This window comes from Caproiciproducens sp. MSJ-32 (assembly GCF_018918055.1).
In the GTDB taxonomy this organism is placed as follows: Bacteria; Bacillota; Clostridia; order Clostridiales; family Clostridiaceae; genus Clostridium.
Window position 1 is genome coordinate 1 of the sequence record NZ_JAHLPS010000018.1, and the last position, 7167, is coordinate 7167.

The 7167-nt window shown below is 28.6% G+C and carries 8 protein-coding genes; 7 read left to right on the forward strand and 1 reads right to left on the reverse strand.

Translation table 11 applies throughout. The annotated features are described in order from the left end of the window. Positions 1-194, reverse strand: a 194-nt coding sequence (locus tag KQI16_RS12875) for an IS1/IS1595 family N-terminal zinc-binding domain-containing protein (RefSeq protein ID WP_286172843.1), incomplete at its 3' end; no start/stop codon positions are given. Between the two features lie 120 nt (positions 195-314). On the opposite strand from KQI16_RS12875, the gene KQI16_RS02200 reads away from it, so the two are divergent. The 7 genes from KQI16_RS02200 (at position 315) to clpX (ending at position 6957) form a co-directional block, all read left to right on the forward strand. After that, positions 315-653 (forward strand): hypothetical protein, encoded by a 339-nt coding sequence (locus tag KQI16_RS02200; protein ID WP_216431871.1) that lies wholly within the window; start codon positions 315-317, stop codon positions 651-653. A 37-nt stretch (positions 654-690) separates the two neighbouring features. Then, complete coding sequence (locus tag KQI16_RS02205; protein ID WP_216431873.1) at positions 691-1974, forward strand: murein hydrolase activator EnvC family protein; 1284 nt, start codon at positions 691-693, stop codon at positions 1972-1974. A gap of 439 nt (positions 1975-2413) precedes the next feature. Then, on the forward strand, positions 2414-2581 hold the full coding sequence (locus KQI16_RS02210; RefSeq protein WP_216431875.1) for a hypothetical protein: 168 nt from the start codon (positions 2414-2416) through the stop codon (positions 2579-2581). 91 nt (positions 2582-2672) lie between these two features. Beyond that, positions 2673-3470 (forward strand): hypothetical protein, encoded by a 798-nt coding sequence (locus KQI16_RS02215; RefSeq protein WP_216431878.1) that lies wholly within the window; start codon positions 2673-2675, stop codon positions 3468-3470. Between the two features lie 107 nt (positions 3471-3577). Further along, positions 3578-4861 carry a trigger factor gene (tig, locus tag KQI16_RS02220; protein WP_216431879.1) on the forward strand — a complete coding sequence of 428 codons (1284 nt, stop codon included), beginning with the start codon at positions 3578-3580 and terminating at the stop codon, positions 4859-4861. A gap of 166 nt (positions 4862-5027) precedes the next feature. After that, positions 5028-5630 (forward strand): ATP-dependent Clp endopeptidase proteolytic subunit ClpP, encoded by a 603-nt coding sequence (clpP, locus tag KQI16_RS02225; protein WP_216431882.1) that lies wholly within the window; start codon positions 5028-5030, stop codon positions 5628-5630. Positions 5631-5658: 28 nt separating this feature from the next. Continuing rightward, complete coding sequence (gene clpX / locus KQI16_RS02230; RefSeq protein WP_216431884.1) at positions 5659-6957, forward strand: ATP-dependent Clp protease ATP-binding subunit ClpX; 1299 nt, start codon at positions 5659-5661, stop codon at positions 6955-6957. Positions 6958-7167 lie beyond the last annotated feature (210 nt).

A 7167-nucleotide genomic window follows, 5' to 3' on the forward strand; every position in this document is an offset into this window, starting at 1 on the left:
CCATTACCACAAACAGGACAACGAGGATATCCTCTCAATATACGATTTTTCTTACCCCTACAATCTTCAAAAGTAAACTGACGTCTACAGTCTTTACATTGATATTTTTGATTACCTGCCTTATCTTTACCAAAGCGATAAAGGTTATGACTATGGCATCTTGGACATGTAATTTTATTCACTAATTTGCACATAATTTCATCTCTCCTTCGGAGGTATTTTTGGTGTTGCTATATTTAAGATACTCTAAGGAGGGATGAAATTCAAATATCATATAACTTAACAGAACTAAATATATATAAAGGTGAGTTATTATGAAAAAATTATTCGAAATAAAGAATTTAGAGTTTTACGAAGAAGAATTTTTAGATAATATAGAGGATTATGATGATATAATACCAATAATTCAAGAATTAAGTTTAGAACTTGATTATGAAGAAATAGAAACTGTTGATAAAAATGACTGCTGCTATGAAACAAATCAGAATTATATAGTTGAAATACAGGGGTTTATAGATGAAGAAGATAATTTCATAACAAGATATGAAGCTGAATTATTAGATGAAGAAGATAGAGCTTTTTTAAGTCTTTTTGTAATTAGAATTTATAAATGTAAGCAATGTAATAAATGGATAATAGACATTTTGGAATAAATCATTTATTAAATGCTAAGTTATAGGTGGGGGTAAAATGAAAAAAAATATTAAAGCTATAGCAATAGCGATAGTTATAGTTTTTTCAAATAATATGATTTCTTTTGCAGATACAAAAAATTCTCTTCAGGAAAAAATAAATCAAAATAATTCTAGTATAAAAGAATTAGAAAAGAAAAAGAATGAAATAATGAATCAAATAGGAATTACTTCGGAAGAACTGCAGGGAGTTTTAAATGAAATAGATGCAAAGAGCATAGAACTTCAAAGGGCGCAAGAAGAAGTTGATGCATATCAAAGTAAAATAGATGAAGTACAAGCAGAAATAGATTCCATTAATAGGGAAATAGAGAATGCTAAAAGTGAAATTTCATTAAAGGAAGCTTTAATTGAAGAAAAGAAAAAAGAAGAGGATCAGGCAAAAACATTACTTGAAAATAGAATAAGAAGTTATTATAAATTAGATGTTACAACTAATATGATATATATGGTATTAGAAAGTAAAAGTTTAACAGAATTCTTTAATAATGTTGGAGATATAATTAAAATAATGTCAATGGACAAGCAATTGGTCCAGGAGTTAAGAGCGATACAAGAGCAATTAAATATAGAGAAAGAAGAAATAAATAAAAAATTAGAAGAAATAGAAATTAGTAAAAGCTCTTTGGTTGAAAAACAAGATGAATTGCTTAAGGCTCAAGAAGAATTTCTAGTTAAGAAAAATGAACATGAAAGCAAGATGAATGAGCTATATACTTTAGAGTCTGAAAAGACAAATATCATTAACAGCCTTGCATATGAACAAGATCAAATAGAAAGTGAAATTGGTGATTTGACTGCATATAATGAACAATTAGAAGCTCAATTAAGCAGTATTTTGGATCAAATAAATAACGGTAATAATCAAAATAATAGCGGAACAGTAAATAATCCAAGTTCAGAATCTTTTATAAGACCAGGTTATGGTCCGGTAACTGATGATTTTGGACCGAGAATAAATCCTGTTACTGGAGCAGCAGGTTATCATAGAGGAGTCGACTTTGCAGATCCATATGGAGCTCCTGTATATGCTTCAAAAAGCGGAGTTGTTGCCTATTCAGGATGGATGTCGGATTATGGTAATGTAATAATAATAGATCATGGAAGCGGAGTTCAAACATTATATGCTCATAATAGTCAATTGCTAGTAAGTAATGGGCAAGCAGTCAGTCAAGGAGAAGTTATTGCCTATGTTGGATCTACAGGAATGAGTACAGGACCACATATTCATTTTGAAATTAGAATAAACGGACAAGCAGTGAATCCATGGAATTACTTATAAAAAGCAGGTATTAAATTTACTGGAAATATTAAAGGTGTTACAAGATTTTTGTAACACCTTTTGTAATAGATATAGAATTTCGACAAAAAGAAAATTATCTATAATTGTCAAGGACTAGCTATTATATTACAAAAAAAGAAAGAGCTGTTGCCAGCTCTTTATAAGGGATTAATGTTCATTTTAAGGGAGAAATGAACATTATGGGGTTGTTAATTTAGAGATAATATTTTGTATAAATAACAAAATACTGTATTATTATATATAATTATAGTATATTTGGACGAAAAAACCAATATATTTTATAAAAAATTCAAAAAATAATAAAAAGTTTAATACAAAATTAAATATAATTAGGAAAAAGTATAAATTTATGTAAAATTTAAAATATATATATGGAATATTAAAATTTAAGTATATAATAGATAATGAGGTGATTATTATGTTAGAATTTGATAAGAATATATTAAAATCTACACCAGACTACGAAGATTATGATGAAAATGTAGCTAAGTTATCCATAGGTGATTTAAGAGATCTTGGATTAATTAAATGTGGCGGATGCTGCAGCACAAAAAGTAGTGATAAAAAGTGTGGTTGTAGAAAATAATTTAGTTTAATAGGTATTTATATATAGATAAATGTAGATACTTTTATAAATAGATAATTTTTATAAAAATATTAAACAGGAGGGTTTGGGTGTGAGGAAGCCTAGCATATTTAGTAGAGAGTATGAAAGAAAAATGAGAGCACGTAGAAAAAGAATTATAATGATTTCTGCTCTTATATTATTAGTACTCATTGTTGTTGTTTCCAAATCATTAGTAAGTAATATTAATTTTGCTTCGCTAAAAGATAAAATTCAAGCTTGGGTTGATTCGGAAGATAATATTTCAGCAAAGGAGGAAAATTTAGCTGAGGAAAATATTACAGAAGAAACAGCAGAAGAAGTTGAAGAAGAGAAAGTAGAAGAAAAGATTATTGAACTTAAAGTAAATGAAACAGATACTTTAGTTTTAGGATATGAAGAACTAAATGGTGTTAAGAAATTTAAAGAAATCAAAGAAAATAAGGCAAAATTAACATATTCAATAAATCCATCAAGAACAGCTGTGATAACTATTGATAAAAATCAAGATATGAAAATATTTAAAACTGATAAAACAGAAGTGCTTATACATGCACCAAACTATGTGGCTCCTAATGGAGAAGTTTTTGAGAAAAATACTGTATTAAAAACCTATGAGAATTATATATGGAATGTAGATGCGAAATTTATTTCTGATACAAAAGCAGCTTATATCAGTAATGTTCCATATTTTGGATATGATTTAAATAAATATATATGGATAGTTGATCTTGATAGTAAAACACATCAAACTTTATGGAATTCAAAAGGGAAAGAGGTAAAATTAAATAAGTTAACTGATAAAGGTTTAGAAGTATTAATTGATGGCAATGTTAAATATGTAAATCAAAATGGTCAATTAGTTAATTAATTAATGTGAAATTTAAACAAATATTTGAAAATAATTTAGGAAATATGTTATAATGGCATAGTTATATTAATCAAGATAGTATGCACTATTTTAGGAGGAAGAGTACAATGAAAGCTAAAATGGAAAAAATAGAGAAGAATCTAGTTAAGCTAGAAATTACTGTTGAAGCAGAAAAATTTGATGAAGCTATAAAGAAGGCTTATAAAAAGAATGTAAAAAGCTTTAATGTTCCAGGTTTTAGAAAGGGAAAAGTTCCAATAAATATAGTTAAAAAGTATTATGGAATTGGAGTTCTTTTAGAAGATGCAATTAATTTTGCAATAGATTCTTCATATGGAAAGGCTTTAGAAGAAAATGATATTAAGCCAGTTGATTATCCAAATATAGACATTATTACAGCAGAAGAAGGAAAAGATTTCGTTTATACTGCTGAAGTAACAGTTTATCCTGAAGTTCAATTAGGTGAATATAAAGGATTAAAAGTTGAAAGACCTACATACCCAGTTACTGATGAAGATGTAGAAAATAGATTAAAAGAAATGCAAGAAAAGAATGCAAGAATAGAAAGCAAAGAAGATGGAGAAATTGCTAAAGGTGATATAGCAGTTATAGACTTCAAAGGCTTTATTGATGATGTTGCTTTTGAAGGGGGAGAAGGCAAGGATTACTCTCTAGAAATTGGTTCAGGTACTTTCATAGATAATTTTGAAGATCAATTAGTTGGAGCAAAAGTGGGAGATAAGGTAGATGTAAATGTAACATTCCCTGAAAACTATGGAAGAGAAGATTTAAACAACAAAAAGGCAAGATTTGAAGTTTTAGTTAAAGATATAAAGGTAAAAGAATTACCTGCATTAGATGATGAATTTGCAAGTGAAGCTTCAGAATTTGAAACATTAGCAGAATTAAAAGAGGATATTAAGGCTAAATTAGAAAAGAACAATAAAGCAAGAGAAGAAAGAGAATTTGAAGATGCTGTTCTTAAGGCAGTAGTTGAAAATGCAACTATAGATGTTCCAGAAGTAATGGTAGAAAAAGAAATTGATTCTATGTTAAAAGACTTAGAACAAAGACTTAAGTATCAAGGATTAAGCTTAGAACAATATTACCAATTCACTGGATCAGATGAAGCAAAAACAAGAGATTTCATGAGAGAAAATGCTCTTAATAAAGTAAAAACTGATTTAGTTTTACAAGAAATTATAGATGTTGAAAATATTGAAGCAACAGAAGAAGACATAAAAGAAAGAGCTAAAGAAGTTGCAGAAATGTATTCAGCAGCTAGTGACGAAAAAATGATTGATTTATTAATAAAGAATCAAAGATCTGCATTAGAATATGATGTTAAAATACAAAAAACTTTAAACTTCTTAGTAGAAAATAATCAATAGAATATTAAAAGATAATTGCCAGAATAAAATTCTGGCAATTATTTCAAGTGAATATTAACAAAATTAATAAAGTTTTATATAATTTTATTATAAGCAAATATAATTAGTTTTTTTAAATATGGATATATTATATAAGAGAGAATAAAGAAAAAAAGGAGTGAATAAAATGAGTTTGGTTCCAATGGTTGTAGAGCAAACAGGTAGAGGAGAAAGGTCATACGATATTTTTTCAAGACTTCTAAAAGATAGAATAATTATGCTTAGTGGAGAAATAAATGATGATACAGCAAACTTGGTTGTTGCACAATTATTATTTTTAGAAAGTGAAGATCCTGATAAAGATATTTATCTTTACATAAATAGTCCAGGCGGATCAATAACTGCAGGAATGGCAATTTATGATACTATGCAATATATTAAACCAGATGTTTCAACTATATGTATAGGTATGGCTGCCTCAATGGGAGCATTTTTACTTTCTTCTGGAGCAAAAGGTAAAAGGTTTGCATTACCTAACAGCGAAATAATGATTCATCAGCCTCTTGGTGGATTTAAAGGTCAAGCGACAGATATTGAAATACATGCTAATAGAATATTAAAGATTAAAGAGATAATAAATAAAATATTAAGTGAAAATACTAATCAACCTATAGAAAAAATTAAGGCAGATACTGAAAGAGATAATTTTATGTCTGCAGAAGAAGCTATGAATTATGGATTAGTAGATAAGGTTATTACTAAGAATAATTTAGATAACGATAAAAAATAGTTTATCCTAACTTAAGCGAGGTGAATTTATGGCTAAATACGACGACAAAAAACAATTGAAATGTTCTTTTTGCGGTAAATATCAAGAACAAGTAAAAAGATTAATAGCTGGACCAGGAGTATATATTTGTGATGAATGTATAGATTTATGTTCAGAAATAATTGCAGATGAATTTGAAAATCATGTTGAAATAGATACAACAACTGTTCCTAAGCCAAAAGAAATAAAAAACTATTTAGATCAATATGTTATAGGTCAAGAACAAGCTAAGAAAGCTTTAGCTGTTGCTGTTTATAATCATTATAAAAGAATTAGTTCAAATATTATAGATGACGAAATAGAGCTTCAAAAAAGTAATATTCTCTTATTAGGGCCAACTGGTTCAGGAAAAACTTTATTAGCACAAACCTTAGCTAAGTTTTTAAATGTTCCCTTTGCAATAGCAGATGCAACAACATTAACTGAAGCTGGTTATGTTGGTGAAGATGTAGAAAATATCCTATTAAAACTAATTCAAAATGCAGACTATGATATAGAAAGAGCAGAAAAAGGAATAATTTATATTGATGAAATAGATAAAATAGCAAGAAAATCTGAAAATCCATCAATAACAAGAGATGTTTCTGGAGAAGGTGTTCAACAGGCATTATTAAAAATATTAGAAGGAACAACTGCTTCAGTACCTCCTCAAGGTGGTAGAAAGCATCCACATCAAGAGTTTATTCAAATAGATACATCTAATATATTATTTATTTGTGGTGGAGCTTTTGATGGTTTGGATAAAATTATAGAAAAGAGAACTCAAAGAAGCTCTATTGGATTTGGAGCTGAAATTGCATCTAAACATGAAAAAGATGTAGGAAAACTTCTTAAAGAAATAATGCCAGGAGATTTATTAAAGTTTGGTCTTATTCCAGAGTTTGTTGGTAGATTACCTGTTATCGTAACTTTAGAAAGCCTAGATAAAGATGCATTAATAAATATACTAACTAAGCCAAAGAATGCTTTGGTAAAGCAATATAAAAAATTATTCGAAATGGATAATGTTGAATTAGAGTTTGATGAGAAGGCATTAGAAGCAATCGCTAATGAGGCAATTGAAAGAAAGACTGGAGCAAGAGGTTTAAGATCAATAGTTGAAGAAACTATGACAGAAATAATGTATGACATCCCTTCAGATGAAACTATTACAAAAGTTATTATAAATGAAGAGTGTATAAAAGAAAAAAAATCACCTGAAATTGTTAGATTAAAAGAAGGTGAAGTTAGACCTCAATTAAAGTCTTCTAAAAAAGGAAAGAAAAGAAAAGATATAGAAACAGCTTAATCAATTGAGAGTTTACAGTTATTGTAGATTTTTGGCGGCTGAAATATTATTAGATTTTAAACTGTTGACGTAATGTCAGCAGTTTTTTTATGTGCGCCCGGCATGGGCGTAATCTTGTCGGTGAAAGTCCGATACGGGGGTTGATAGTGCCAACCGTTAGCCTAAGACAAGGGTGTCCACCGCGAGGTGGAATCTGAAGGAAGTCGGCGG

Coding starts and splice junctions, on each gene's coding strand:
- KQI16_RS02200 (WP_216431871.1), top strand. CDS start 315: ATGAAAAAATTATTCGAAATAAAGAATTTAGAGTTTTACGAAGAAGAA.
- KQI16_RS02205 (WP_216431873.1), top strand. CDS start 691: ATGAAAAAAAATATTAAAGCTATAGCAATAGCGATAGTTATAGTTTTT.
- KQI16_RS02210 (WP_216431875.1), top strand. CDS start 2,414: ATGTTAGAATTTGATAAGAATATATTAAAATCTACACCAGACTACGAA.
- tig (WP_216431879.1), top strand. CDS start 3,578: ATGAAAGCTAAAATGGAAAAAATAGAGAAGAATCTAGTTAAGCTAGAA.
- clpP (WP_216431882.1), top strand. CDS start 5,028: ATGAGTTTGGTTCCAATGGTTGTAGAGCAAACAGGTAGAGGAGAAAGG.
- clpX (WP_216431884.1), top strand. CDS start 5,659: ATGGCTAAATACGACGACAAAAAACAATTGAAATGTTCTTTTTGCGGT.